The sequence below is a fragment of the Agromyces aurantiacus genome, assembly GCF_016907355.1.
GTDB classification, from domain to species: domain Bacteria; phylum Actinomycetota; class Actinomycetes; order Actinomycetales; family Microbacteriaceae; genus Agromyces; species Agromyces aurantiacus.
The window spans coordinates 107,465-134,126 of record NZ_JAFBBW010000001.1 but is presented as its reverse complement, the minus strand read 5'-3'; the positions used below and the strand labels follow the sequence as shown (position 1 = coordinate 134,126).

General features: G+C 71.8%; 21 protein-coding genes. 6 read left to right on the top strand and 15 right to left on the bottom strand.

Translation table 11 applies throughout. From position 1 onward, the window contains the following. Positions 1-240 precede the first annotated feature (240 nt). Positions 241-684, bottom strand: a complete 444-nt coding sequence (locus JOD46_RS00605) for a nitroreductase family deazaflavin-dependent oxidoreductase (RefSeq protein WP_204390834.1) — start codon at positions 682-684, stop codon at positions 241-243. 383 nt (positions 685-1,067) lie between these two features. On the opposite strand from JOD46_RS00605, the gene JOD46_RS00600 reads away from it, so the two are divergent. Beyond that, the gene (locus tag JOD46_RS00600) at positions 1,068-3,284 is read left to right on the top strand and encodes an ATP-dependent Clp protease ATP-binding subunit (RefSeq protein WP_372431820.1); all 2,217 of its coding nucleotides are present in this window, start codon (positions 1,068-1,070) and stop codon (positions 3,282-3,284) included. Here the strand turns inward: JOD46_RS00600 and JOD46_RS00595 are convergent, their stop codons facing one another. Beyond that, positions 3,285-4,613 carry an MFS transporter gene (locus tag JOD46_RS00595; RefSeq protein WP_307834854.1) on the bottom strand — a complete coding sequence of 443 codons (1,329 nt, stop codon included), beginning with the start codon at positions 4,611-4,613 and terminating at the stop codon, positions 3,285-3,287. A gap of 53 nt (positions 4,614-4,666) precedes the next feature. Between JOD46_RS00595 and JOD46_RS00590 the strand changes: the two genes are divergently transcribed. Next, on the top strand, positions 4,667-5,719 hold the full coding sequence (locus JOD46_RS00590) for a zinc-dependent alcohol dehydrogenase family protein (RefSeq protein ID WP_204390832.1): 1,053 nt from the start codon (positions 4,667-4,669) through the stop codon (positions 5,717-5,719). A gap of 77 nt (positions 5,720-5,796) precedes the next feature. Here JOD46_RS00590 and JOD46_RS00585 read toward each other — a convergent pair whose 3' ends face one another. Further along, on the bottom strand, positions 5,797-6,387 hold the full coding sequence (locus tag JOD46_RS00585; protein ID WP_204390830.1) for a nitroreductase family protein: 591 nt from the start codon (positions 6,385-6,387) through the stop codon (positions 5,797-5,799). Between the two features lie 271 nt (positions 6,388-6,658). Here JOD46_RS00585 and JOD46_RS00580 point away from each other — a divergent pair, with 271 nt between their 5' ends. Then, positions 6,659-10,159 carry a cell wall-binding repeat-containing protein gene (locus tag JOD46_RS00580; RefSeq protein WP_204390828.1) on the top strand — a complete coding sequence of 1,167 codons (3,501 nt, stop codon included), beginning with the start codon at positions 6,659-6,661 and terminating at the stop codon, positions 10,157-10,159. 77 nt (positions 10,160-10,236) lie between these two features. Here the strand turns inward: JOD46_RS00580 and JOD46_RS00575 are convergent, their stop codons facing one another. Further along, on the bottom strand, positions 10,237-11,328 hold the full coding sequence (locus tag JOD46_RS00575) for a threonine aldolase family protein (protein WP_307834853.1): 1,092 nt from the start codon (positions 11,326-11,328) through the stop codon (positions 10,237-10,239). Positions 11,329-11,431: 103 nt separating this feature from the next. Between JOD46_RS00575 and JOD46_RS00570 the strand changes: the two genes are divergently transcribed. Further along, positions 11,432-11,581 carry a hypothetical protein gene (locus JOD46_RS00570; RefSeq protein WP_204396867.1) on the top strand — a complete coding sequence of 50 codons (150 nt, stop codon included), beginning with the start codon at positions 11,432-11,434 and terminating at the stop codon, positions 11,579-11,581. 75 nt (positions 11,582-11,656) lie between these two features. On the opposite strand, the gene JOD46_RS00565 is transcribed toward JOD46_RS00570, so the two are convergent. From JOD46_RS00565 to JOD46_RS00540, 6 genes are all read right to left on the bottom strand, one after another. Further along, complete coding sequence (locus tag JOD46_RS00565; protein ID WP_204390826.1) at positions 11,657-12,238, bottom strand: dihydrofolate reductase family protein; 582 nt, start codon at positions 12,236-12,238, stop codon at positions 11,657-11,659. Next, positions 12,238-12,702 (bottom strand): SRPBCC family protein, encoded by a 465-nt coding sequence (locus JOD46_RS00560; protein ID WP_204390825.1) that lies wholly within the window; start codon positions 12,700-12,702, stop codon positions 12,238-12,240. Before JOD46_RS00560 ends, JOD46_RS00565 begins: the two co-directional genes overlap by 1 nt. Next, positions 12,699-13,037: an ArsR/SmtB family transcription factor gene (locus JOD46_RS00555; RefSeq protein WP_204390824.1), complete on the bottom strand. Its 339-nt coding sequence runs from the start codon at positions 13,035-13,037 to the stop codon at positions 12,699-12,701. Before JOD46_RS00555 ends, JOD46_RS00560 begins: the two co-directional genes overlap by 4 nt. A 114-nt stretch (positions 13,038-13,151) precedes the next feature. Beyond that, entirely contained in the window at positions 13,152-13,538 is a 387-nt protein-coding gene (locus tag JOD46_RS00550; RefSeq protein ID WP_204390823.1) for a phage holin family protein, read from the bottom strand. Positions 13,539-13,749: 211 nt separating this feature from the next. Next, positions 13,750-16,512: a PQQ-dependent sugar dehydrogenase gene (locus JOD46_RS00545; RefSeq protein WP_204390821.1), complete on the bottom strand. Its 2,763-nt coding sequence runs from the start codon at positions 16,510-16,512 to the stop codon at positions 13,750-13,752. Between the two features lie 95 nt (positions 16,513-16,607). Further along, positions 16,608-17,771: a sugar phosphate isomerase/epimerase family protein gene (locus JOD46_RS00540; protein ID WP_204390820.1), complete on the bottom strand. Its 1,164-nt coding sequence runs from the start codon at positions 17,769-17,771 to the stop codon at positions 16,608-16,610. Positions 17,772-18,160: 389 nt separating this feature from the next. Between JOD46_RS00540 and JOD46_RS00535 the strand changes: the two genes are divergently transcribed. Both JOD46_RS00535 and JOD46_RS00530 read left to right on the top strand, forming a co-directional pair. Beyond that, on the top strand, positions 18,161-19,420 hold the full coding sequence (locus JOD46_RS00535) for an MFS transporter (protein ID WP_204396073.1): 1,260 nt from the start codon (positions 18,161-18,163) through the stop codon (positions 19,418-19,420). A 108-nt stretch (positions 19,421-19,528) separates the two neighbouring features. Further along, complete coding sequence (locus tag JOD46_RS00530; protein ID WP_204390817.1) at positions 19,529-19,978, top strand: hypothetical protein; 450 nt, start codon at positions 19,529-19,531, stop codon at positions 19,976-19,978. Between the two features lie 27 nt (positions 19,979-20,005). On the opposite strand, the gene JOD46_RS00525 is transcribed toward JOD46_RS00530, so the two are convergent. From JOD46_RS00525 to JOD46_RS00505, 5 genes are all read right to left on the bottom strand, one after another. After that, complete coding sequence (locus JOD46_RS00525) at positions 20,006-21,094, bottom strand: glycosyltransferase (RefSeq protein WP_204390815.1); 1,089 nt, start codon at positions 21,092-21,094, stop codon at positions 20,006-20,008. Continuing rightward, the gene (locus JOD46_RS00520; protein WP_204390813.1) at positions 21,091-23,241 is read right to left on the bottom strand and encodes an amylo-alpha-1,6-glucosidase; all 2,151 of its coding nucleotides are present in this window, start codon (positions 23,239-23,241) and stop codon (positions 21,091-21,093) included. The genes JOD46_RS00525 and JOD46_RS00520 overlap by 4 nt, the downstream gene beginning before the upstream one ends. Before the next feature lie 136 nt (positions 23,242-23,377). Beyond that, a complete protein-coding gene (locus JOD46_RS00515; protein ID WP_307834852.1) occupies positions 23,378-24,037 on the bottom strand; it encodes an SDR family NAD(P)-dependent oxidoreductase in 660 nt (219 codons plus the stop codon). A 107-nt stretch (positions 24,038-24,144) separates the two neighbouring features. Beyond that, a complete protein-coding gene (locus JOD46_RS00510) occupies positions 24,145-25,608 on the bottom strand; it encodes a DUF6421 family protein (protein WP_204390809.1) in 1,464 nt (487 codons plus the stop codon). 234 nt (positions 25,609-25,842) lie between these two features. Continuing rightward, positions 25,843-26,541, bottom strand: a complete 699-nt coding sequence (locus tag JOD46_RS00505; protein WP_204390807.1) for a DUF998 domain-containing protein — start codon at positions 26,539-26,541, stop codon at positions 25,843-25,845. Positions 26,542-26,662: the final 121 nt, after the last annotated feature.

Genomic DNA, 26,662 nt, shown 5'->3' with positions numbered 1-26,662 from the left:
TCGCGCAGCGCCGACGGCACACTGCCCGTGCCGCGCGGGGATGAGCCGCTGCGCGGATGGGTGGCTGCGCGGATGGCTCGCTGCGCGGATGGGGCGCCACGCCGGGGATGTCGTTCGCGTGGCTCATGTCAACGTGGCCTCATTTGAGGCCACGTTGACATGAGCCATCCGGAAACATCGGCCGCGGCAGGTCCGCCGGCACACCTGCCTGCCGTTAGGGGCCGCCGCAGCGGCGCGCGCTCAGTCGACGTCGATCGGCGTCAGCACGAAGATCGGGATCTGCCGGTCCGTCTTCGCCTGGTAGTCGTCGTACGCGGGCCAGACCTCGGTCGCGCGCTTCCACCACGTCGTCTTCTCGTCGCCGGTGGCCTCGTGCGCCAGGTAGTCGCGCTTCACGTCACCGTCCTGCAGCTCGACATGCGGCTGCTTCACGATGTTGAAGTACCAGGCCGGGTGCTCGGGGTCGCCGCCCTGCGACGCGACGACCGCGTACTCGCCGCCGTGCTCGACCCGCATGAGCGCCGTCTTCCGGAGCTTCCCGCTCTTCGCCCCCACTGTGGTCAGCACGATCACGGGCTTCCCCCGCAGGGAGTTCGCCTCGCGACCTCCCGTCGCCTCGTAGGTCTCGGCCTGGTCGCGCGCCCACTTCGCTGTGCTCGGCGCGTACTCGCCCTGCAGTGGCATCCGTTCCTCCTCGATCGGGGTCATCCGTCCTGCTCTGCGCCAACGCGGAAGGCGCCGCCCGGATTCCCGCCGGGCCTCGATGTCGCTCCGCGTCATCCGCCGATCCCCGCCTGCCGAACGCAGGCGGGGATCCGCGTGTCCGGGGCGACACGCCGCTGTCGGGCGCGACTCGCCGACGCGCCACCTGCGTTCCGCACACGGGCGTCGGCGAGCGGATGGCGCGGGCTCACGCCCGTCGACAGCCCGGCGGCGTGCGTCTAGCGTGTGGAGCAGGGGAGCGGACCGGGCCCGCGCGACCGGCGACGCGAGCGCGCGACATCCGGAATACCGACCCCTTCGGGGAAGTTGAGCGTAGTAGGCTCAAGTTTGAAGAAGGGAACTCCGTGGCCAACATGCAGGGCGCGCCGAGCTCGCAGGAGGAGCAGAAGTCGGCGCTCGAACAGTACGGCGTCAACCTCACCGAGATCGCCAAGCAGGGCAAGCTCGACCCGGTGATCGGCCGCGACGCCGAGATCCGCCGCGTCAGCCAGGTGCTGACCCGGCGCACCAAGAACAACCCCGTGCTCATCGGCGAGCCGGGCGTCGGCAAGACCGCCGTCGTCGAGGGGCTCGCGCAGCGCATCGTGGCCGGCGACGTCGCCGACTCGCTGAAGGACAAGCAGCTCGTCGCACTCGACATCTCGGCGCTCGTCGCCGGCGCGATGTACCGCGGCCAGTTCGAGGAGCGCCTCAAGGCCGTGCTCAAGGAGATCAACGAGGCCGAGGGTCGCATCATCACGTTCGTCGACGAGCTGCACCTGCTCATGGGCGCCGGCGGCGGCGAGGGCTCGGTCGCGGCATCGAACATGCTGAAGCCCATGCTCGCGCGCGGCGAGCTGCGGCTCATCGGCGCGACCACGCTCGACGAGTACCGCGAGTACATCGAGAAGGACGCCGCGCTCGAGCGCCGGTTCCAGCAGGTGTACGTCGGCGAGCCCTCCGTCGAGGACACCGTCGCGATCCTCCGCGGCCTGAAGGGCCGGTACGAGGCCCACCACGGCGTCACGATCACCGACGCCGCGCTCGTGGCCGCGGCATCCATGTCGAACCGCTACATCACTGCCCGCCAGCTGCCCGACAAGGCGATCGACCTCATCGACGAGGCCATGTCGCGCCTGAAGATGGAGATCGACTCGAGCCCCGTCGAGATCGACCAGCTCAAGCGCGAGGTCGACCGCATGCGCCTCGAGGAACTCGCCCTCAAGAAGGAGAAGGACGACGCCTCCAAGGAGCGCCTCGAGCGCCTGCGCGAGCGGCTCGTCGAGAAGGAGCGCGAACTCGTGCGGCTCGAGGAGCGGTGGTCGCGCGAGCGGATGTCGCTGAACCGCGTCGGCGACCTGAAGAAGCAGCTCGACGACGCGATCACTCGGCGCGACCGCGCCATGCGCGAGGCCGACTACGCGACCGCGTCGCGCCTCGAGTACGAGACCATCGCCCAGCTGCAGCGCGACCTCGAGGAGGCCGAGCGCGCCGAGGAGGCGCCCGACGAGCCGCGCATGGTGAACGAGCAGGTGACCGACGAGGACATCGCCGCGGTCATCGCGCAGTGGACCGGCATCCCCGTCGGCCGGCTGATGCAGGGCGAGACCGAGAAGCTGCTGCAGCTCGAACTGGAGCTCGGCAAGCGCGTGATCGGCCAGAAGGCCGCGGTCGCCGCGGTCGCCGACGCCGTCCGCCGCGCGCGGGCGGGCGTGTCCGACCCCGACCGGCCGACCGGCTCGTTCCTCTTCCTCGGCCCCACCGGCGTGGGCAAGACCGAGCTCGCCAAGGCGCTCGCGTCGGTGCTCTTCGACGACGAGCACGCGATGGTGCGCATCGACATGTCGGAGTACGGCGAAAAGCACTCGGTCTCGCGGCTCGTCGGCGCGCCCCCCGGCTACATCGGCTACGAGCAGGGCGGCCAGCTCACCGAGGCCGTGCGCCGGCGCCCCTACTCGGTGATCCTGCTCGACGAGGTCGAGAAGGCGCACCCCGAGGTGTTCGACGTGCTGCTGCAGGTGCTCGACGACGGCCGGCTGACGGATGGCCAGGGCCGCACGGTCGACTTCCGGAACGTGATCCTGGTGCTCACCTCCAACCTCGGCTCGCAGTACCTCATCGACCCGTCGCTCACGTGGAACGAGAAGGAGCAGGCCGTGATGGCGGCCGTGCGACAGGCCTTCAAGCCCGAGTTCGTCAACCGCCTCGACGACCTCGTCGTGTTCGCGGCGCTCACCAAGGACGAGCTCGGCGAGATCGTGAACCTGCAGATCGACCGGCTCACCGCGCGGCTGCACGAGCGGCGGCTCGAGCTCGGCGTCACGCCCGACGCGCGCACCTGGCTGTCGGAGCGGGGATACGACCCGCTCTACGGCGCACGCCCGCTCCGGCGGCTCATCCAGACCGAGGTGGCCGACCGGCTCGCGCGGGCGCTGCTCGCGGGCGACATCCGCGATGGCGACACCGTCATCGTCGGGCTCGACGCGAGCGGCGACCACCTCGAGGTCACGCGTGCGCCCGAGCCGGGTGAGACGCCCGAGGGCGGCGACCACGACGTCATCGACGCCGAGATCATCGAGTAGTCAGCGTTCCTCGACCGGCGCCGTGTCGGGCTCGGCCGGCGCGGCCGACTCGGCCGGGCTGGCGCCCTCGGCGGGTTCGCCGGCCGGGGGCACGCCGTTGGCCGTCGGGGAGACGCGACGCTCGAGCACCGCGGCCAGCAGCGCGATGCCTGCGCAGCCGACGACCATGACCGCGACGTACCACGCCTGCAGGTCGAGGTCGAGGAGCACCCCGGCCGCGATCGGGCCGGTGATCGCGCCGGCCTGGAAGGCCGCCGAGTTGATGGCGTTGACCCGGCCGCGATTGCGGTCGGTGGCGAGGTCGTTGTACATGGCGGGCACCGTGGGCTGGAGCAGGGTCTCGCCGAAGGCGAACACGCCCATGAACGCGAGCACGCCGATCGCGGCGACGACGCTGTCGGGCAGCAGGCCCGTCGCCCCCAGGATGAGCCACGACCCGGCCCAGACGGCCGCCATCACCATCATCACGCGCGTGCGGCGGTGGCCGGCGATGCGCTTGAGCACCAGGAACTGCAGCAGCACGATCACGGCCGTGTTGACCGCGAACGAGAGCCCCACGACGCGCGTGGACACCTCGGAGACCTGCCGCGCGTACGCCGGGAACCCCGCCTCCATCTGCCCGTAGCCGATAAACACCGAGATGAAGGTGAGCAGCGTGAGCCAGAGGATCACGGGGGTGCGGAGGATGTCGAGGTACCCGCCGGTGGCGGCCTCGCCGCCGGCGGCCGGGTCGGCGTGCGTGCGGACGTGGCGGAGCGGCCCGAGCAGCAGCGCCATCGGGATCAGGCTGGTCGCGGCGTCCACCAGGAAGATCGCCGTGAAGGTCTCGGGCGCGCGCACGTCGACGAAGAAGCCGCCGATGATGCCGCCCACGCCGATGCCGAGGTTCACCAGCGCGAAGTTCACGCCGAAGTACTGCTGCCTGAGGTCGCCGCTCACCACCGACGCGACGAGCGCGTTGAAGCCGGGCCAGGAGACCCCGAAGTTCACGCCGATCAGCACGAGTGCGACGGCCGCGACGGCGGGATGCGTCGCGAACGCGAGCAGCGTGCACCCGGCGATCATCGCGGTGAGCCCCGCGAGCAGCACCGACCTCGCCCCGTAGCGGTCGATGAGCGTGCCGCCCGGCCCCGTGACGAGCAGCCCCGTGATCGCGATCAGGCTCATCAGCCCGCCCGAGAGCCCGAGCTCGAACCCGCGAACCTCGTGCAGGTAGATGATCGTGAACGGCAGCGTCAACCCGCGTCCGAGCGTCTGCACGGCGACCGTGGAGAGCAGCCACCGCCCCTCGGTGGGGAGGGCGCGCCAGAAGTTGCCGATACCGATCACCAGAGCATTCTGCCCGAGGCCACCGACGTGCACGGAGGCGTAGGCTCGCAGGCATGCTCGCGACCGTGATCCATGCTGCCCGTGACATCCGCGTCGAGGAGGTGCCCGAGCCCGAACTCTCGGCGAGCGGGACCGATGCGCTCGTGCGCGTCGTCGCCGCCTGCGTGTGCGGCTCCGACCTGTGGCCGTACCGCGGAATCACGCCCACGAACGAACCGCATCGCATCGGCCACGAGTTCGTCGGCATCGTCGAGTCGGTCGGCGCCGACGTCACGACGGTGAAGGAGGGCGACTTCGTCATCGCGCCGTTCTACGTGTGCGACGGCACGTGCGTGAACTGCCGCAACGGCGTGAGCACGTCGTGCCTGCAGGGCAGCTGGTGGGGCGGCCAGGACCGAGAGGGCGGCTTCGCCGACGGCGGCCAGGGCGAGCGCGTGCGCGTGCCGCTCGCCGACGGCACGCTCGCGGTCGTGCCCGGCCCGGTCGGCGATGACGAGATCCCCGGGCTGCTCACGCTCAGCGACGTGATGGGCACCGGGCACCACGCCGCGGTCTCGGCGGGCGTGCAGCCGGGTGACTCGGTCGCCGTGGTGGGGGATGGCGCGGTCGGCCTCTGCGCGATCATCGCCGCCAAGCGGCTCGGCGCGACCACCATCATCGCGATGTCGCGGCACGCCGACCGCCAGGCCCTCGCGCGCGAGTTCGGTGCGACGCACGTGGTCGAGGAGCGCGGTGACGACGGCGTCGCGAAGGTGCAGGAGCTCACGGGCGGCATCGGCGCCGACCGCGTGCTCGAGTGCGTCGGCACGAAGGAGTCGATGGACCAGGCGCTTCGGTCGGCGCGGCCGGGCGGGATGGTCGGCTACGTCGGCGTCCCGAACGGCGGCCCCGAGCTGCCCGTGCGCCAGATGTTCAACCGCAACGTCGGCGTGAACGGCGGCGTGGCACCGGTGCGCGGCTACATCGAGGAGCTGCTGCCCGACGTGCGCTCCGGCGCCATCCGCCCGGGTCTGGTCTTCGACCTCGAGCTGCCGCTCTCCGATGCCGCCGAGGCGTACGCCGCGATGGACGAGCGCCGCGCCACCAAGGTGCTGCTCCGCCCGTAGGCGGCCAGGCGCGGGAGACGACGAAGCCCGCGGCATCCGATGGACGCCGCGGGCCGCGGTGGGGGCGGGATCGCGGCTCAGGCCGCGGAGATGACGAGCTCGTCGAGCGGCTTGCGGCGGCGAGGGGCGACCTCGCGCTCGCGCAGCGGCTCGGGCAGCGCGTCGGCATCGCCGACCTTGCCGACGGCGGTGATGGAGACGATCTCGAGGCCCTCGCGCAGGCCGAACGCCTCGGCGAGCCGGGCGCCGTCGAACCCGCCCATCTGGTGCGTGTGCAGGTCGTCGTGCTGGGCCTGCACGGTCAGGTGCGCGACGGCCTGGCCGAGGTCGTACTTCGCCCAGGGACGCGGCGCGCCCGACTCGTCGGCGACCTCGGCGATGTTGACGATGAGCGCCGCGGCCGAGTCGGCCCACGCCTGGTTGAAGCCCAGGAGCGCGTCGTGGACGGTCGTGAACGCCTCGGTCCCGCGGCGGGCGACGATGAAGCGCCAGGGCTGCAGGTTGTTGGCCGACGGCGCCCAGCGCGCCGCCTCGAGGAGCGTGCGGACGTCGTCGTCGGAGAGCTCGGCGGCCGGGTCGTAGGCGCGGGGGCTCCAGCGCTCGACGAGCGGCGTGATGAGCGGGGCGTCGGTGTCGGCGCGGCGCGTGGTGAGGTCGAGGGGGGTCATGGCGTGCCTTTCGATCGGGTTCTGATCAGGGACGCCATCGGCCCACTCCATTACAACGCATGAAACCTTGCGGTATTCCGAACGATCGGCGGGACGACGCCGCGGAAAGCGCCCGGCGCAATCCCGCGAACGGGGGGTGTGGAAGCCCGTCCGCGGGCCCACGTCCACCCCTATGCTTCGAGCACCCTACACAGACAGGAAACCCCGCTCCTTGGACCCGAAGCCCATCGGGCGGCGACCGCGGTCGCTCGTCGCCCTCCTCCTCGCCCTCATGACACTCCTCTCGATCTGGCAGCCCTCCGTCGCGACGGCAGCCGAGATCGCCCCCAACCTGGTCTCGCTCAGCCGGACGTCCGGCGACGTCGTCGCGCACGGCGAGGACGTCGTCATCGCGTGGGCGTTCGACGCGCCGGTCGACTCCGTGACGGTCACGCTCCAGGACGGCCTCGGCGGCCGGCAGTACCTGTCCGGCGGATGGGGCGGGGCCACGTCCGGCGAGGCCCGCGGCACCATCGACACCGCGGCCTGGCCCGGCGGCTCGGTCGCCTTCGAGAGCGTGCGCTACTCGTGGATGTCCGGGGAGACGTACCACTCGGTCGAGCTCGACGCCCAGGGCGACGTCCTGTGGATCAGCGAAGGGCTCGCGGACGTGCCGCCTGCCGGGCAGGCCATCGACGTGGCCCCGTTCGAGGTGCAGTCCGACGTCGACCTCTCCATCCCGCCCGCGCTGCTCGCCGCGGCCCGCACGACCGGCGAGGTCGCCATCGACGGCGACCTGCTCGCGATCTCCTGGGAGACCGACCGGGCCGTGGACTCCGTCGCCTTCCGTCTTCGCGACTCGCTCGGTCGCAGCCACCGTATCGAGTGGTCCTCCTGGCTCGACGGGGCCGGCCCGGCGACGGCGGGCACCGCGACCGCGCAGATCGAGACGCCGCTCTGGGCCGGAGGAGAGGTCGTCTTCGACGGCCTCGACTACGGCTGGGGCGGCGGCTCGATGTCCCTGGACGCGACGGGCGCCGTCGTGTTCAAGCAGCCCGCCGGCCTGGCGGATGCGACGCTGCCCGGGAGTGGACTCGAACACCTGCGATTCACCGTCGACTCGGCGTTCGACCCCGCGGCCGTCCCGCTGCTGACCTCCCTCACCCGGACCTCGCCCGATCTCGTGCGCGGCGGCGATGAGATCGTGCTCGAGTGGGCGTTCGACTCGCCGGTCGATTCGGTGCGCGTGCTCCTCCGGGACGTGCTCGGCGGACAGCACGTCCTGGACGGGTGGATGTTCGGTCCGGCCGACGCGGGCGATATGCGTGCCATCGTCGACACGGCCGAGTGGCCGCGCGGCGAGGTCGTCCTGGAGGGCATCGAGTACTCGTGGGGCGGCGGAGGCTCGTGGGCGGGGCTCGATGCGAACGGCGAGGTGATCTGGACGTCCGGCGCAGACGTCGAGATCCCACCCGCGGCCGATGCCATCTCGTTCGCCCCCTTCCAGGTGGAGTCCGATGTCGACCTCTCGATCCCTCCCGCAGTGACGAGCCTGTCGCGCATCTCGGCCGACGTGCTGGCGAACGGCGATGAACTCCAGGTCGCCTGGTCGTCGGATCGGCCGGTGGAGCAGGTCGCCCTGCGGTTCCGTGATCCGATCGGGGTGCAGCACCGGATCTGGTGGTCGATGTGGGAGGGCGACGGGACGCCCGCGACCGAGGGGATCGCGCGCGGCGCGATCGACACCACCCGCTGGGCGGGCGGCGAGGCCGTCTTCGACGGCATCGAATACCGCTGGGGGAACAGCTCGATCTCGCTCGACGCGACCGGTGCCGTCGAGTCCCGCTCCCCGTCGGGTCTCCAGGACGCGGTGCTGCCCATGGCCGACCTGCCGGGCCTGTCGTTCACGGTGGAGTCCGACATCGACCTCACCGCGGTGCCGTCGCTCTCCTCGGTCACGAGGATCTCGGGCGACGTCCTCCGCGACGGCGAGCAGCCGCAGATCGCATGGGAGTTCGACGCGCCCGTCCACTGGGTCGCCTTCGGCTACGTCGACGGCCTCGGCCGCCGGTCGGCCCTCATGTGGAGCGGCGAGCCGGCCACGTCGGGGATCGCGTCGGTGATGCTCGAGGGTGCGCAGTGGGCGCCGGGAGACGCCGAACTGACGGAGGTGCGCTACTCGTTCTCCGGCGACCGCTCGATCGTCCTCTCGCGCGATGGGTCGATCGCCTCGAAGTCGCCGGCCGGCATCGACGACCCGGTGCCGTACGCACCCGGCTTCGCGGCGCTCGACTTCGTGGTCGAGACGGACGCCGTGTTCGAGACCGTCACGGTCCCGGCGCCGGTGTTCACGGACGCGACGTGCGACGCTTCCGCTCACCTGCTCCTGCAGGACTTCGAGCACGGCTGGTGGGAGTGGAGCCCGGCTGGTGCCGGTTACGGCAGCTTCGGCGACTCGTTCAACGGCGAGCCGTGGTTCCCGTTCGACGACCGCACCTATACCGTCACGGCGTACTTCGAGGACGGCTGGGGCACGACCGGCGAGACCCGATGGACGCACGCGTTCGGCGATCCCGGCTCCTGCGGTCCGCTCCTCGAGTTCCCGTCCGCGCCGGCACCGGCGATCTCGGGCGACCCCGTCGTCGGGTCGGCGCTCGCCGCCGTGACCGGTGAGTGGGCGCCCACGCCCGACGCCCTGTCCTTCCAGTGGATGCGCGACGGGAGCCCCATCGACGGAGCCACCCAGCCGACCCTCGCGCTCACCTGGGCCGACGCGGGCACCGCGATCGCGGTGGAGGTCACGGGCGTGAAGGATGGGTACGTCCCCACGACGAGGTCGAGCGATCCGGTGCTGGTCACCGAGCCGGCCCCGCCCGTCGACCCGGTGACGCGCGTCAGCGGCGAGGGCCGCGCCGGACGATCGGTGGCGGTGTCGGCCGCGGGATGGGCGCCGGGCGTCGACGTGGCGTTCGTGGTGAACGGCTCCGATGAGGCGTCCGCCATCGCCGGCGCTGCGCTGGCCGGCGCGTCGGATGGACCCGTGCTTCCGGTCAAGGCGTCGTCGATCCCCGCGGACGTCCGTGCGGAACTCGACCGACTGGACCCCGCGCGGATCGTCGTGCTGGGGGAGGCGCGCACGGTCGGCGACGAGGTGATCGAGCAGCTCGACGAGTACACCGCAGGCTCGGTGACCCGGGTCGCGGGCGAGGGCGTGTTCGGGATGTCCGCCGCCGTCTCGGCCTCGGGCTGGCCGTCGGGCGCCGAGGTCGCGTTCGTGGTGAACGAGTCCGACGAGGCATCCGCCTTCCCGGGCGCCGCACTCGCGGCATCGGCGGGCGGGCCGCTGCTCGCGGTGGAGGACTCGTCGATCCCGGCGGAGATCGTCGCCGAGCTGCGACGACTGGACCCCGAACGGATCGTCGTGCTCGGTGCCACGGACCAGGTCGGCGAGGCGATCATGTCGCAGCTCGGCGACTACACGGACGGCCCCGTGACGAGGGTGGCAGGCGATCGCCGGTTCGGGACCTCCGCCGCGATCTCGGCGACGGGGTGGTCGCCCGGTGTGGGCGTCGCGTTCGTGGTGAACGCGGCCGATGACGCGTCGGCGATCGCCGGCGCGGCCCTGGCGGGCAGGTCGCACGCCCCGGTCCTGTCGGTGAGGGAATCGTCGATTCCCGCGGAGGTCCGCGCTGAGCTCGACCGGCTGGCCCCGAAGCGGATCGTCGTGCTCGGCACCACTGACGCGGTCGACGGCGGCGTCCTCGCAGAGCTGGAGGCGTTCGTCTCCGGGTAGGCGGCGTCAGATCGACGACGGGATGCCGCGGGAGCCGCCGATGCCGGTGGTCCCCGCGGCATTCGCCGCGACCGCGGTCACGCCGCCGCGCGCGCGAGCTCCTCGCGGATTCCGGCGACGAACGCGTCGATGTCGGCCTCGGTCGTGTCGAACGAGCACATCCAGCGCACCTCGCCCCGCGCGGCATCCCAGTCGTAGAACTTGAAGCCGCGGTCGCGCAGGCGGTCGGCGACGCCCGCGGGCAGCACCGCGAAGACGCCGTTCGACTGCGTCGCCTGCGTGAACGAGAGGCCGGGCAGCTCGCCCGCGGCGATGCCGGCGTCGAGGGCGTCGCGCAGGCGGCGCGCCATCGCGTTCGAGTGCGAGGCGTTGCGCAGGTAGAGATCGCCGTCGAGCAGGGCGATGAGCTGCGCCGACACGAACCGCATCTTCGAGGAGAGCTGCATGTTGAGCTTGCGCAGGTACTTCAGGCCCGCGGATGCCTCGGGGTCGAGCACCACGATCGCCTCGCCGAGCAGCGCGCCGTTCTTGGTGCCCCCGAAGCTCAGCACGTCGACCCCGGCGTCGCGCGTGAACGCGTGCAGGGGCAGCCCGAGGGACGCCGCGGCGTTCGAGATGCGCGCGCCGTCCATGTGCAGCCGCATCCCGCGCTCGTGCGCGTGGTCGGCGAGCGCGCGGATCTCCTCGACCGAGTAGGCGGTGCCGAGCTCGGTGGTCTGCGTGATCGACACGACCAGCGGCTGGGCCCGGTGCTCGTCGCCCCAGCCCCACGCCTCGCGGTCGACGAGCTCGGGGGTGAGCTTGCCGTCATCGGCGGGGACGGTCAGCAGCTTGATGCCGCCGACGCGCTCGGGGGCGCCGCCCTCGTCGACGTTGATGTGGGCCGTCGACGCCGCGATCACGGCGCCCCAGCGCGGCAGCATCGACTGCAGCGCCGTGACGTTCGCGCCAGTGCCGTTGAACACCGGGTACACCTCGACGGGGTCGCCGAAGTGCCGGGCGAAGACCTCGTGCAGGTGCTCGGTGTAGGCGTCGTCGCCGTACGCGACCTGGTGGCCGCCGTTGGCCGCCGCGATCGCGGCGAGCACCTCGGGGTGCACGCCGGAGTAGTTGTCTGAGGCGAAGCCGCGGATGGCGGCGTCGTGGAGGGGCTGGAACTCGTGGGTCACCGGACGATTCTCCCAGACGCTCGGCTGCGGGCCGCGTGTGAACGGTTCGTGAAGGCTCGCGCAACGGGTTGACCGGGGCGCGCGATTCGGGAAGCGTGAACGGGTGCACGATTCGTCGACCTCGCTCATTCCCTACCTGGCCGGGTTCGCCCTCTGCGTGGGGGCGGTGTTCGCCCTGGTCGCGTGCACGACGCCGGCAGGCGATCCCGCCGACCGGCGACCGGTCGCGGTGGTGGAGCAGCCCGCGGACTGATCGTCCGGGACGCGGGGTCGCGAACCGGCCGGTCGCTTCGATCGCGTCTGCGTCGGCGTCGGCGTCGGCGCCGGGTCAACGGAGGCGGTAGTGCAGGCTCACGTGCCCCGACGGGTGCGCCACCGTGTGGTCGAGGGCGAGCGGGCGCGGTCCGAGGGCGGTCGGCGTGAACGAGCGGCCGGTGCCGATCAGCACGGGAACGACGCGCAGCCGCAGTTCGTCGACCAGCCCGGCCTCGAACAGCGCATCCGCGAGCGTGAGGCTGCCCCACAGGACGGTCGCGTCGAAGCGATCGGTCAGTCGAGCGACGGATGCCGCCGCATCTCCTCGCAGCACGTCGGCCTCGTCGTCGCCCCACGGTGCCCGCTCGAGCGTGTTCGACACGACGTGCTTCGGCAGTCGCGCGATGGGCTCGGCCACGGGCTCCACCGCGGGATCGGCGCTGGGCCAGTAGTCGGCGAACATGCGGTAGGTGTTCTTCCCGAGCAGGATGGCGTCGACGCCCGCGAGCCACGCCAGCTGCTCGCGATCGACGGGGCCGGGACCCCCGGCTTCGACAGCACCGACCGGCGCCGTCGCGAAGAACCCGATGCCGCCGTCCGCGTCGGCCGCGTAGCCGTCGGCCGAGACGATCTGCTCGACGATGAGCCGGCCCATCAGCGCGCCCGAGCCGTGAGCTGCTCCACGAGCAGGTCGAACGCGGAGTCCCATCCGTCGTAGACGTCCTCGTCGCCGGGCCGGCCGGCGACGCCGCGCAGGTGGAACAACATCTCGGTGCGGTCGCCGTCGAGCTCGCGCAGTTCGACCGTGATCAGGGGCGCCGTGTCATCCGGCTCGCCGGGCGACGCCCAGGTGAACACGAGCCGCTTCGGTGGATCCACTTCGCGGTAGACGCCGGTGGTCGGGTATTCGGCGCCGTCGGCGGGGTTCACCATGGTGTAGGCGTAGCGCCCTCCGGGTCGGACATCGACGTCGACGGTGCCGCCCTTGATCTCGATGCCGCGCGGGTGCCACCACTCGGCGGCGTCCGCCGATGCGGTCCATGCGCGCCAGACCAGCTCGCGCGGCGCGTCGAAGATGCGCGTGATCGTGAACTGCGCGTCATCCGCTCGCTCGGTCATGGGATCTCCCCCTTCATCCGGCGGAGCTGCTCGTCGAGCAGGTCGAATCGCTCGTTCCACTCGCCGCGGTGGCGCTCGACCCAGGCGGATGCCTCGTCGAGCGGCTCGGTCCGCAGCGAGCACGTGCGCCACTGCGCCGTCGCGGTGCGTTCGATGAGTCCCGCACGCTCGAGCACGTTGAGGTGCTGCGAGATCGCGGGGCGGCTCATGGCGAAGGGCGCGGCGAGCGCGCCGACGGTGGCCGGTCCGGCGTTCAGGCGCGAGAGGATCGCGCGGCGCGTCGGGTCGGCCAGGGCGTGGAACACCCGGCTCAACTCGTCGTCCGCGGCCTTCACGTAAGCAACTCCTTAATTAATGATTTGCTTACCATAAGGCGTGCGCGGGCCGCCGTCAACCGGGTAGGTCGTCGGCGAGTGGCCCCGACGCATCCGATCGGCCGGGGCAGGCTGTCAGGCGGTGCGGCTCTCGCGGCGCTTGCGGAAGATCAGCAGCGGGATCAGCCACGTGCCGAGCGCCGTCACGATCCACATGAGCAGCGTCGCGAGCACCCAGGTGAGGATGTCGTCGATGCGGATGCCGCCGGGGAAGAACGAGGCGATGAGCAGCGCGACGAACGTCGAGACGAGCCCGATGCCGCCGAGGATCGCGGAGGCGTACTGCCGCGCAACGTTGAAGACGAACGGCGAGAGCACCGCCTGCGCGACCGTGAAGACGAGCACCGCGATGAGGAAGCCGCTCGTGTCGAGGTGGAACGCGGGCAGCAGCCATGCGCACAGCAGCAGGCCGACCGCGGCCATGACCAGGGAGACCGCGATGTTCACGAGGAAGCGCACCATGCTCGAACGCTAGCGGCGGCGGGATGGCGCGGGCGCACGCCGCGCGGAGGAACCCCTCCGATCGGGGGGGGGGGCATCGCGCGAACGGAGTCGGGCCGTGCTCCCGAGAGCACGGCCCGACTCGTTCTTGGTGCGGCCGGCGGATCCCGCCAAGGTCGTGAACCGACCGCACCGGCTGGTCACGGCTCCGGAACCGGAGCCGCGGGTTCTGCTACAGGTTCGCGATCACCGCCTCGACCGCGCGGATCACCAGCGCCGCAGCGTCCGCGTCGGTGCGGATCCGGTTCGGGACCTGCGTGACGATGAACTCGAGCCCGGCGGTGGCGGTGGCGGTGTCGCCGGCCTCGAGGGCGGCCTCGATCTCGTCGAGCGTGTCGCCGAAGGAGGCCGCGGCGCCCTTCGTGATCCGCTTGTCCGCCGCGAGGGCGTTCAGCAGCGCGCGCACGTCGCTCGTCGAGGTCGTGAACTCGAACTGGTCGAGCAGCACGCCGCCGGTCGAAGTGACCACGATCCGTCCGGTGCCCTCGGGGATCACCGTCAGCGGCACCGAGACCGCCTGCCAGTCGCTCGCGGAGTCCACCGCGAACTCGGCCACCTGGTCGCCGTCGGCGTCGGCCCAGTGCAGCGTCACGGTGCCGGCGCCCTTGGCGAGGAGCTCGACGCCGGTGATGCCGCCCAGCTCGACCGGGTCGTAGGCGATCCACTCGCCCGCGTCGAGGCCGGCCAGGTGACGGAAGCCCGCCGCCGTCTCGTCGTCGACGACCGTCACGTCGCCGCTGCGGGCGTCGCTGTGCTCGGCCTGCAGGGCGCGCGGGTTGAGCAGCACGACGTCGTCACCGGTGAGGGCCGGGGCCGTGTCGGTGCCCGCGTCGGTGTACGACGCGCCGATCTGGCCGTAGATGTTCTCGGTCTCGCCGTGGCCCGCCTCGAGCGAGGTCTCGATCGTGGCGGTGCAGCCCGAGCCCGTGAACAGCGGGTGGGTGTGGGTGTTGTCGTGGCCGAGGCCGTAGCTCCACAGCACGCGGCTGCAGTCGATGGTCTCGTCGGGGTCGGTGACCTTCACCTCGAAGGCGACCTCGTCGCCCCAGTCGACGAACGAGCCGTCGACCGGCGAGACGATCTCGACGACGGGCGCGGTGTTGCCGACCGTGATCGTGACCGAGGCCAGGCTCACCCGGCCGCCGGCGTCGGTGACGCGGACGCGGGCCTGGTACTGGCCGTCCTCCTCGTACGTGTACGACGCGGTCGCCTCACCCTCGGTGAAGGTGCCCGTGTTCTCGAAGTCCCATGCGAAGCTCAGCGCGAGGTCGTCGGGGTGCGACGAGCCGGAGGCGTCGAACTCGACGGCGAGCGGTCCGTCGCCCGACGTGACGGAGGCCTCGACCACCGCACGCGGGCCCTTCGTGCCCTCGACGTAGTCGATGCGGTACAGGCCCGCGTCGGGGTTCGGGCGGAAGAAGCCGTCGCCGTAGTTCAGGACGTAAAGCGCGCCGTCGGGGCCGAACTCGAGGTCCATGACGTTGTCCCACGCGCCCAGGGTCGCACCGCCGAGGGCGCTGTTCGGGAGGAAGTCCTCGATCTTCGTGACCTCGCCGTCGGGGTCGTCCTGGGAGAAGACGAACGCGCGGTCGCGCGAGAACTCGCCCATGAACGTCTTGCCGTCCCAGTACGACGGGAACTTCGTCAGCGATTCGTTCTCCTCGTCGAAGCGGTAGGTGGGCCCGCCCATGGGGGCCTGGCCGCCCGAGCCGAACTCCGGCCACGGCTGGTGCTCGGGGCGGTCGCCGTACCAGAGCTGCGGCGCGGTGGCCGTGGGCAGCTGGTCGAGGCCGGTGTTGTAGGCGCTCGTGTTCAGGAGGGTGCCGTCGCAGTCGAACCACGGGCCCTGGGTCGCCGTCTCGAAGTCCCAGTCGTTGTAGTTCGCGTTCGGGCCGTGGCAGTAGGGCCAGCCACCGTTCAGCGGCGTGGTCGTCGACTGCCACTCCACGTAGCCCATCGGGCCGCGCAGGTCGCTCGCAGTGCCCGCGTCGGGGCCGTAGTCGCCCCAGGTGACCGCACCCGTCACCGGGTCGAAGTCGATGCGGAACGGGTTGCGCACGCCCATCACGAAGATCTCGGGCCGCGTCTTCGCGGTGCCCGGCTCGAAGAGGTTGCCCTCCGGGATGGTGTAGCTGCCGTCCTCCTGCACGTCGATCCGCAGGATCTTTCCGCGCAGGTCGTTCGTGTTGCCGGCGCCGCGTCGCGCGTCGAAGCCGGGGTTGTACCCGGGGCGGTCGTTGTTGGGCGCATAGCCGTTGGCGCCGGGCGTGCCGGCCGGGGTGTTGTCACCGGTGGCGAGCAGCAGGTTGCCGTCGTCGTCGAAGGCGACGTCGCCCGCGACGTGGCAGCACTGGCCGCGCTGCACCTCGACCTTGATGATGTCCTGCTGCGTCGACAGGTCGAGCGCGCTCGCCTCGGCATCCCACTTGAAGCGGCTGAGCTGGTTGTAGCCCTTCCACTGGTCCCAGTACGACGCGTCCGCGCCGGCGGGGAGCGTGTTCGGCGCCGAGCCGGTGGGCGTCGTGGCCGGATACGGAGCCTCCATCACCCGGGGTGCGTAGTAGAGGTAGACCCAGCCGTTCTCCTCGAAGTCGGGGTCGAGCGTGACGGTCTGCAGGCCGTCCTCGGAGTTGGCGTAGACGTCGATGGTGTTGACCACGGTCGTCGTGCCCTGCGCGGGGTCGGTCAGGCGCAGCTGGCCGCCGCGCGTGGTGTGCAGGACGCGCGAGTCGGGCAGGACGGCGAGGTCGATCGGCTCGCCGACGCCGGCCGACGCCGCGAGCGTCACGCGCTCGTAGTTGGCCCAGGTCGTGGCGGAGACCTCGTCACCGTGGTCGTGCCCGTCATGGGCGGCAGCGGGCCCCGCGATGGCGGCGGTGGCCGCGACCGCGGCCCCGATCACCAGCGCCGCGAGGCGTGAACGTGCGATGTGCATGGATGTGCTCCAGTCGGATGGAAGGAGGTTCGGCGGGATCCATGTGGTTCCGGGCCGCGCGGGAGGTAGGCGCCGCGCGGCCCGGAGGTATCGCGTCAGCCGCGGAGGGCGGCCACGTTGGCGTACGAGTACGCCGAGTTCTCGAGGGACAGCGAGGGCGACGGCGCGGTGAGGCGGTCGGAGTTGACCTGGGCGGCGTTGTCCTGCTCGTACATCGCGTTGTGGTACCCCTTCGCCCCGACGCGCTGGAAGAAGGTGGTGTAGTCGATGTCACCGGCGCCGAACGGCACGATCGAGTATCCGGCGGCGAGGTCGGGCCGCGAGGCGCCGTCCTTCGCGTGGAACAGCGGGAACCGCGTGGTCTGCGCCGCCACGAGCCCGGCCGGGTCGAAGAGGTCCTGCACCACGGTGCCGTCGGGCGCCGTGAAGCTCTGGAAGCGGTACTGGGCGACGTGGGCCCAGTAGATGTCCATCTCCAGGTACACGTGGTCCGGGCTCGTGTTCTGCAGGAACCATTCGAGGCGACGGACGCCGCTCGAACGCGTGGGGCGGCCGGTCGCGTCGAGCGGCCCGCTGTCGAGCAGGAAGCTGTACGCCGCGTCGTGGTTGTGCGTGTACAGCTTGAGTCCGTGCGTGGCGGCGCGCTCGCCGAGGACGTTCCACCGGTCGGCCGCGGCCTGCCAGTCGGCGAGGTACGCGCTGCTGGTCGGGTCGCTGCCCGTGCCGATGTGGCCGAAGCCGAGGATGTTCGCGATCTCGCACGCGTAGTCGAACTGCGCGAGCGTCGCGTCGGTGATCGTCGACGGGATGGAGCCGTGGTTGCCCTCGGCCTCGAGTCCGTTGTCGTCGAGCCAGGTGCGCAGCAGCTGCGCGCCCGCGACGCTGTTGAGGTTGCCGCCCTCGGCGTTGGCGTGCTGGTTGTAGCCGGCGAACTCGATCTGCTTGAACCCGATGCGCGCCAGCTCCTCGAGCACCTCCTTGAAGCCCGAGGGCAGGTCGGTGGTGTTCGGGTCGCGGCTGATGGCGTCGCGGACCGTGTACAGGATGATGCCCCGCTTGCCGGGCGGGACGAGCACGCCGTTGGCGCCCGGGCCCGCCGCGGCCGGCGCCGCGTGCGCGTGGGTGTGGCCGCCCGCGAGGCCGACCGCGGCGGCCGCGGCCATGCCCGTCGTCGCCGCCAGCAGCTGGCGACGCGTGAGGCCGAGGCTGCGCCCGAGGACGCGGGCGTCGTGCTCGGCCTGTTCCGTCAGTTCATCCATGATGCTCCCTTGCACTGAACCGTTTTCCTGGTGGGGACGGGCGCGTGGCGCCCGGGGCGCGGGGTGCGCGCCCGATGCGGAGGTCGACCTGAGCCACTCTTCGCACCGTTGCTCGTGAGTTGGCGTCCACGAACTTTCTCGGACGCTACGGCATTTGTCTACCTGAGGTCAAGCAAAAGCAATCGTGATATGCGCGACTTTTCACTTTCCACGACAAAAGCCCGCAACGATGGGAGGAACCACCCGAGCACGCGACGGCGCTTCACGATGACGGCGGGGAGGTGCATGATGGAGCCGATGAGCGCTCGGCGGGATCGCACGTGAGCGCCCCGGTCGCGGAGAGCGAGGGGCGCGCGGCCCGGCGCGTTCAGGGCACGTACTACACGCTCATGCTCGGCAACACGCTGGCCGCCTCGTTCATCTGGGGCATCAACACGCTCTTCCTCCTCGACGCGGGCCTGACGAACCTCGAGGCCTTCGCCGCGAACGCCTTCTTCAGCGTCGGGATGTTCCTCTTCGAGATCCCCACCGGCGTGGTCGCCGACACCGTGGGCCGTCGCGCCTCGTACCTGCTCGGCACGGTCACGCTCGCGGCGACGACCGTGATGTACTGGCTGCTCTGGGTCTGGCAGTCGCCGTTCTGGGCGTGGGCGCTCGTGTCGGTCCTGCTGGGCCTGGGCTTCACGTTCTTCTCGGGCGCGGTCGACGCCTGGCTCGTCGACGCGCTGCAGGCGACCGGCTACCGGGGCAGCCTCGAGGCGGCGTTCGGGCGGGCGGTCGTCGTCGGGAACGTCGCCATGCTCGGCGGGTCGGTGCTCGGCGGCGTGATCGCGCAGCTGACGAACCTCGGCGTCCCGTTCCTGGTCCGAGCGGGGATCCTCGCCGTCATGTTCGTGGTCGCCGCCGTGCTCATGCGCGACCTCGGCTTCACGCCTGAGCGCGGCCTCGGTCCGATCGCCGCCACCCGCGGGGTGCTGCGCGCCTCGGTGCGATACGGCCTGGGCAACCGGCCCGTGCGCTGGCTCATGCTGACCACCCCGTTCACGACCGGCGTCGGCTTCTACGCCTTCTACGCGTTGCAGCCCTACCTGCTCGAACTCTGGGGCGACGAGGGCGCGTACTCGGTCGCGGGCCTGGCCGCGGCACTGCTCTCAGGCGCGGGCATCGTGGGCGGGCTGCTCGCGCCATGGGTGCGCCGTCGCTTCCGCAAGCGCACGTCGGTGATCCTGCTCGCGGCCGTGTCGAGCGCGCTCGTGCTCGTCGCGCTCTCGCTGACCGCGAACTTCTGGGTCGCGGTGGTGCTCATCGCCGTCTGGGGCGTCACCTCGTCGATCGACGACCCCGTGCACCGCTCCTACCTCAACGACATGATCCCGTCGAAGCAGCGAGCGACCGTGCTGTCGTTCGACTCGCTGCTCGGGAGCGCGGGCGGCGCCGCCATCCAGCCCGTCCTCGGCCGCACGGCCGACCTCGGCGGCTACGGGTTCTCGATGCTGTGGAGCGGTGTCATCCAGGCCTTCGCGGTGCCGTTCGTGCTGCTCAGCAGGGCCCAGCACGACCCGGCCGACACCGCGCGCGAGGTCACCCCCGGCCCGGTCGCGGGCGACGAGCCGTCGACGGATGCCGCGCTGCCGCCGGTCGCCGACTGATCCCACCCGGGCACCTCATCGCTCGCACATAGGCCACGCATGGGATCGTCCCCTAGCGTCGGAACCCGAAGCGGCCCCCGTGTCGCCCGTCCGAAACGAGGTTCGTCCGTGCCCATGTCCCGCCGCTCCATCCCCCTCGCCGCGCTGCTCATTCCGGCGGTGGCGCTCATCGCCTCGCTCGGCGTGCTCGTGCTCGGCATCGTGATGTCCGTGACCGAGCGAGACGCCCTCGTCACCGCGCTGAACAGCACGACGGCGACCGCGACCGACGTGTACGGCGGGCAGGCGCGGCTCTCGATCGCCACCGCACTGCTGGGCGCGGGGATCGTCGCCGCGGTGCTCTCGCTCGCGACGATCGCGGTCGTCAGTGCGATCCGTGCGATCACGCCGCGCGCCGCGGCGCCCACCCTCGCCGATCCCGTGCTCGTGGAGGATCCCGCCGCGGACGGTATCGACGAGGAGACGATCGCAGCCGGACCCCGAGCGACGACGACCGGGAACGACCTCAGCGTCGCCGAGGACGGCCTCGTCGAGCCGACCACGGCCGGGAGCCGCTGAGCCCGCACCGGCGCCCGCGCGTCGGGCTCACGGCGCTCCGTGCGGGTGGGTGGGCGCCGTCACGGCGGCCGGCCGGGACGCGCCCACCCGCGGTGGTCGCCGGCGCTCCCGGATCAGGTCGGCGAACAGGGCGACGTAGTCCTCCGCCATCCGCTGCGCCGTGAATCGCTCCTCGACCGACGCGCGGCAGGCGCGCCGATCGAGCGTCGCCGATGCGGTGAGCGCGGCCGCGAGCTCCGCAGGTTCGTCGCGGATGAAGCCGGTCCGGCCCTCCTCGACGATCTCCCGCACCGATCCGCGCGGGGTGGCGACGACGGGCGTGCCCGCCGCGAGCGCCTCGATCATCACGAGCCCGAACGGCTCGTCCCACTGGATCGGGTTCAGCAGGGCCAGCGATTCGCCCATGAGCCGGTACTTCTCCTCGGCCGTGAGCTCGCCGAGGTACTCGGCACCGGATCCGAGCGCGGGGCGCACCACGTCCGTGAAGTACTCCTGCTCGGCGGCCTCCTGCATCTTCGCGGCGATGCGCAGGGGGATGCCGGCGATCGCCGCGGCCCGGATCGCCTCCGGCAGGCCCTTGGTGGGACTCATCCGTCCGACGAACGCGACCGTGTCGCCGCCCGGGCCGACGGGCACGTCCTCCGCGCGGATGCCGTGGTGGATCACGCGCGCGATCGGCACGTCTCCGGCGAGCGAGGCCTGGTTGTGCGAGATCGCGACGAACGCCACCTGCGGCGACCCGCCGAGGTACAGCTCCTGCTCGAGCGGGATCAGCGGGCCGTGCGCGACCGTGACCACCGGCACGCGGGTGGCGAATCGCGCGAGGATCGGCCCCGCGAGGGTGTTGTCGACGATCACGTCGACGTCCTCGAGCGCACGGAACGCCCGGAGGAGGTGCTGCAGCTCGTGCGAGGTCACGCCCATCTTCGCCGGGTCGGACGGCTCGAATCCGGGCACACGGGGGACCGGACAGGTGCTGTCGGAGGAGGCGGCGAGCCGCACGTCGTGGCCGAGGCCCTGGAGCGCGCACGCCAGGGTGTCGATGAAGGACTCGATCCCGCCGTACCCGCTCGGCGGGATGGGGAGCCAGGGAGGAGCGATGATGCCGATCTTCATGGGGTGTCCCTTCGGGTGGGAACGGTGACGGGAACGACGGCGAGCGGGCTGGGCTCGTGCCGCAGGGTGATCCCCGGCGGGAGGCCCCGCACGGAGGTGCCGTTCCGCGAGGTGTCGACCGAGATGCGCTTGCCGGCGAACGGAACGTTGCGGAGGTGGATGTCGCCGAAGTCCGCCACGGAGGTCGGCGCGACCCAGACCTCGCCGGTGGGCACCGACGGGTCGAATCGCAGGGTCGTGCGCAGGAGCGAGAGCGGCGTCGCGGCCGCCCAGGCCTGGGGCGAGCACGACGCCGGGTAGGAGACGGGCTCCGGGTAGTGCTCGCGGTCGAACCCGCAGAAGAGCTCGGGCAGGCGGCCGCCGGAGTGGCTCGCGGCGTCGAAGAGGCCCGCGACGATCCGGTTCGCCTCCTCCACGAAGCCGTAGCGCATGAGGCCCGCGGCGATGACGGCGTTGTCGTGGGGCCACACCGAGCCGTTGTGGTAGCTCGCGGGGTTGTACGCGCCCATGTCGGAGCCGAGCGTGCGAACGCCCCATCCGGTGAACATCTCGGGCGAGAGCAGGCGCTCGGCGACCGCCGGTGCCTTGTCGTCGTCGACGATGCCGCTCCACAGGCAGTGGCCCATGTTCGACGCGCACGCGTCGACCGGACGCTTGTCGCGATCCAGCGCCACCGCGAAGTACCCCCGCTCGGGCAGCCAGAACCGCTCGTTGAACGCGAGCTTGAGCGCGGCGGCACGGTCCGCCCAGTGCCGGGCCCCGGCATCGTCGCCGCGCATGGCGGCGAGGGTTCCACGTGCGATGAACGCGGCGTAGACGTAGCCCTGCACCTCGCAGAGGGCGATCGGCGGCTGGGCGAGCGTGCCGTCGGCGAAGTTGATGCCGTCCCAGGAGTCCTTCCAGCCCTGGTTGAGCAGGCCGTGCTCGTTGAGGCGTGCGTACTCGACGAAGCCGTCGCCGTCGCGGTCGCCGTCGCGGTCGACCCACTCGAGCGCGCGATCGGCGGCCAGCAGCAGGTCGTCCGACTCGTCGGGCAGCCCTCCCCAGCGCGCGAGTTCGCCCAGCACGACGACGTAGAGCGGGGTCGCGTCGGCCGTGCCGTAGTACACCGACCCGCCGCCGAGCGCGAGGTTCGTGGTGGCGCCGAGCCGCACCTCGTGCAGGATGCGGCCCGGCTGCTCCTCGGACGACGCGACCTCGCGCGACCCCTGCAACGCTGCGAGGGTCTGCAGGGTGCCGAGCGCGAGCGACGGGTCCAGCGGCAGCGCCATCCACGAGGTCAGGAGCGAGTCGCGGCCGAACAGGGCCATGAACCAGGGCACTCCGGCCGCCACGACGGGACGGTCCGGATGTCGCGGGTCGAAGATCCGCAGGGAGCCGAGGTCGAGCTGGCTCCGGCGGATGACGCGCTCCATCGCGTCGTCCTGCATCGACGAGGTCGGTGCTGCCGACTGCCAGGCGAGGAAGCGCCGCGTCGGCTCCTCCGCGGACGCCGCCTCGGCGTCGGGTCCGACCGTGGCGGCGAGGTCGTCGCCCTCCGGCGCGACGACGATCCGCCGCGACCAGGTGCCGCGCGGGTCGAGCACCACGTCGAAGCGCATCCGACCGTCCGAGACCTCGGCGCCCTCGGCGCTCACGGCGAGGCCGGGGTGCTCGCCGACGGGTGACGCGATCCGGTAGCGGTGCGGGCCCGCCTCGCGCATGCGGCCCGGACGTCGCGCAGCGCGGCCCTCCTTGACCTCGAAGATGTCGGCGAAGTCGGCCTCGAGCACGATCTCGACGCGCACCACCATCGACTCGCGGGAGTAGCTGCGCAGCGTGATGCGCTCGCGCAGCCCGTGCCCGACCCGGCGATCGCGCTCGACGATGAGCGGGGTGTCGGCGCGTCCGGGGATGTGCCCGGCCCGGCCGATGAGGACGACCCGGTCGGGGTGCGGGCTCATCGACGAGAGCGGCTCGACGGGCGAGCCGTCGACCAGCAGCGAGAGCCGCGACACCACGCGCGTGTCCCGGTGGAACGCCCCGTGCGGAAGCTCGGGCGCCATGTCGCCGTTCGGCCCCGAGACGCAGAACGACGTGCCTTCGACAATCGTCACGGCGCCGGCTCCGGCCGTGCCCGCGAGTGCGTCCGTGTTCCAACCGGTCATGTCACCGCCTCCGCCCGGGCGGTGCGCCCGTCGATGCGACGAGGCGGACCGCGTCCGGCGTCGGCCCCACCGTAGGCACGCCCCTCGCGCGCTGGCGAGGGGATTGACCGGGTGGCGGTGCTCGGCTACCCGGCGATCAGCCGGCGAGCGTCGTCACGCGTCCGTTGAGCTCGGATGCCGCGGCGTCGGCCGACCACAGCGCGACGACCTCCTCGGCGAGGCGCTGCTCGAGCCCCGCGAGGGCCTTCACGCGGAACGTCACCGCGGCACCGCGGGAGTCGGCCTTCGCGAAGCCGTCGGCGAGCGAGCGCATCCACGACTCGCTCGCGGCCTTGATCGCGGTGTAGTTCGCTCCGCCCGCGGTCGGCTTCTCGACGGTGGTCGAGGAGACGATCGCGATGCGTCCGGCGTCGGAGCCGACCAGGTCGTCCCAGAAGACGCGGCTGACGTAGCGCAGCGCGGTGAGGGAGCGCTCGAGGACGCGGTAGTCCTCCTCGGTCTGGCCGGGGATCCCGCCGCCGCCGCGCCAGCCGCCGACCAGATGCACGACACCGTCGACGTCGCCCACCTTCGCGTGCACGCGCATCGCGAGCTCGAGCACGTCATCGCCGTCGGTGAGGTCGGCGCGCTCGCCGACCAGGCCAGGGATCTCGACCTCGAGCTCGTCGAGGCGGCCCTGGTGGCTGCCCACGGCGACCACGCGGGCGCCCGCGTCGACGAGCGCGCGCGCGACGGCGCGGCCCGAGGCGCTGGTCGCGCCGGCGATCACGACGACCCGGTCCTGCAGCTCAGTCACGGTAGGGAATCCTCTCATGGGGTCTCGGGGAGCACGCTCCGCGCGCTGCTCGGCCACCGGCTCGGATGCCGGCGGCCGAGCAGGCCGCTCGGGGGCGTGTCGAGACGTCAGGCGTCGGTGGCGGTGATGCCGACCGTCGACTCGATGACCGGCTTCATCTTCTTGTCGAGCGCCTCGTAGAACATCGAGAGCGGGAACTCGTCGTCCATCACGAGGTCGGTGTAGCCCTTGGGCGGGCCCGCGAGCACCTCGCGGGGCAGGCCCTCGGCCCACACCGACGCCGGGTTCGGCGTGAGCACGGAGCGGACGAGGTCGTACGCGGCGAGCCAGTGCACCGTCTTCGGGCGGTCGATCGACTTCCAGTACAGCTCGTCGATCGCGTCGCCGAGCTCGACGACCGCGTCGGGCACGGCGTTCCAGTCGAAGCTGAGCGACACGTCGGTCCAGTCGAGCACGTGCTTCTGGTGCAGCCACGCGAACAGCAGCTGCCCGCCGACGCCGTCGTAGTTGCGCACGCGCGACCCCGTGATCGCGAACCGGAAGATCCGGTCGAAGATCACCGCGTACTGCACGAGCTTGGCGTGCTCGAGCAGCTGCCCGTCGACTGCGTCGAGCTCCTCGCCGGCCTCGACGCGCGCCCGCAGGCTGCGCTCGATCTTCACCGACTCGCGGAACGCGGTGAGGTCGCACCGCAGCTCCTCGAGCGAGTAGAGGAAGTACGGCATCCGCTGCTTGATCATGAACGGGTCGAACGGCAGGTCGCCGCGCATGTGCGTGCGGTCGTGGATGATGTCCCACATCACGAACGTGCGCTCGGCGAGCTCCTGGTCCTCCAGCAGCGACGCCGCGTCATCCGGCAGATCGAGCTTGGTGATCTCGGATGCCGCGCGCACGACCCGGCGGTACCGTGCGGCCTCGCGGTCCTGGAAGATCGCGCCCCACGTGAAGGGCGGGATCTCGCGCATCGCGACCGTCTCGGGGAAGAGCACCGCCGAGTTGGTGTCGTACCCGGGCGTGAAGTCGACCAGGCGCAGGCTCACGAAGAGCTTGTTGCCGTAGTCGCCCGCTTCGAGGTGCGCGATGAACTCGGGCCAGATCGTCTCGACGACGAGCGCCTCGACGTGGCGGTCCGACGAGCCGTTCTGCGTGTACATCGGGAACACCACGAGGTGGCGGATGCCGTCGACGCGGTGCTGCTGCGGCTGGAACTCCACGAGCGAGTCGAGGAAGTCGGGCACGCCGAGGCCCTCGGCCTGCCAGCGGCGGAAGTCGGCCTGCAGCGCCTCGAGGTACGCGGCCTCGTGCGGGAAGCGCGGCGCGAGCGCGGCGACCGACTCGACGATGGCGTCGACGAGCGCGGATGCCTCGGGCCGGTCGCCCTCCTCGGGGACCGAGCCGTCCTTCACCTGCAGCGCCTGGAGCCTGGTCGCGGACTCCTTGAGGCGGAGCCACGCCGGGTCGGCCTCGACGCCGGCGGCGAGCGCGATGAGCTCGGGGGTGATCGAGATGCCGGCCTCGTCCTCGAGAACCTCGGGTTCGCCAACGATTGCATTCAGAGTGGTCTGTGACATCGGAACCTCCGTTCTCGGGATTCGGCGCCGTGCGGCAGCGGATGGCGCGGTGGGATTCCCGCGCGCCTCTCAAGGCTACGTGCGCGACCTCCGCGATTGATTGCGGTCCGACGCGGGATTCTTGCGTGCACGCAACGATTCGCGCGCGCATGCTGCGATCGCGCGCGGCGCGGCCGACGCGCCATCCGGACGACGGTCCTCGTCCGGATGCCGCGCCATCGGCCGTGCGCGGGCCTACGCGCGCAACGCCGGTGCCGGCCGGCGGAGCAGGTGCACGCCGTACGCCGAGATCCACGCGAATGCGACGGCGACGCCGACGAACAGCCGCACGCTCGACCCCGGACCGACCGGCACCACGAGCAGGGCGCAGGCGACGCCCGCCGCGGACGACCATGCCGCCGCGGCGCGGTGCCCCTCCCACGCCAGGCGTCGGCCCACCACGAACATCGCCGCGACGACCGCCAGGAACGACAACGGCGCCGCGAACCCGTGCACGATGCTGTGGAACTCGAGGTGCGCCGGGTAGCCCTCGGGCGCACCCGACGGGAACCCCAGCGCGGGTTGCGCCGTGAACGCGCCCCCCACGACGAGTCCGACGCCGTAGACGCCGAACAGGATCGGCGCCCACCGCCGGCCCGGGCCGGTGCGGAGGCTCAGCCGGGTTCCCACCGCGAACGCGAGCATGAGGGCGCCCGCGACGATGAAGTTCGCGATCTGCACCCAGCCCCCGTGGCCGAGGGCCAGCAGGCTGATCGGATGCCTCGCCAGGTCGAACCCCTCTCGCGTCGCCGTCTGCACGACGGCGACGACGACGAAGAGCGGCCCGGCGACGATGCCCGCTCCCACGAGCGCGCGTGCACGGGCGTCGACCGTGCTCGCCTCCGGTGCGGTGCCGGCGCGCGCGCCGATCCGGTGAGTGCTGGTGGTGTCCATGACGTGTGTCCTTCCGATCCGTCGCGTCGATCCGGTCGATCGACGCCTCACTGGTGCGACGCCCGGCGGACCCCGTTCTCGACATGGACCGCGGAAATCCCGGGCGTGATGTCGAGAACCG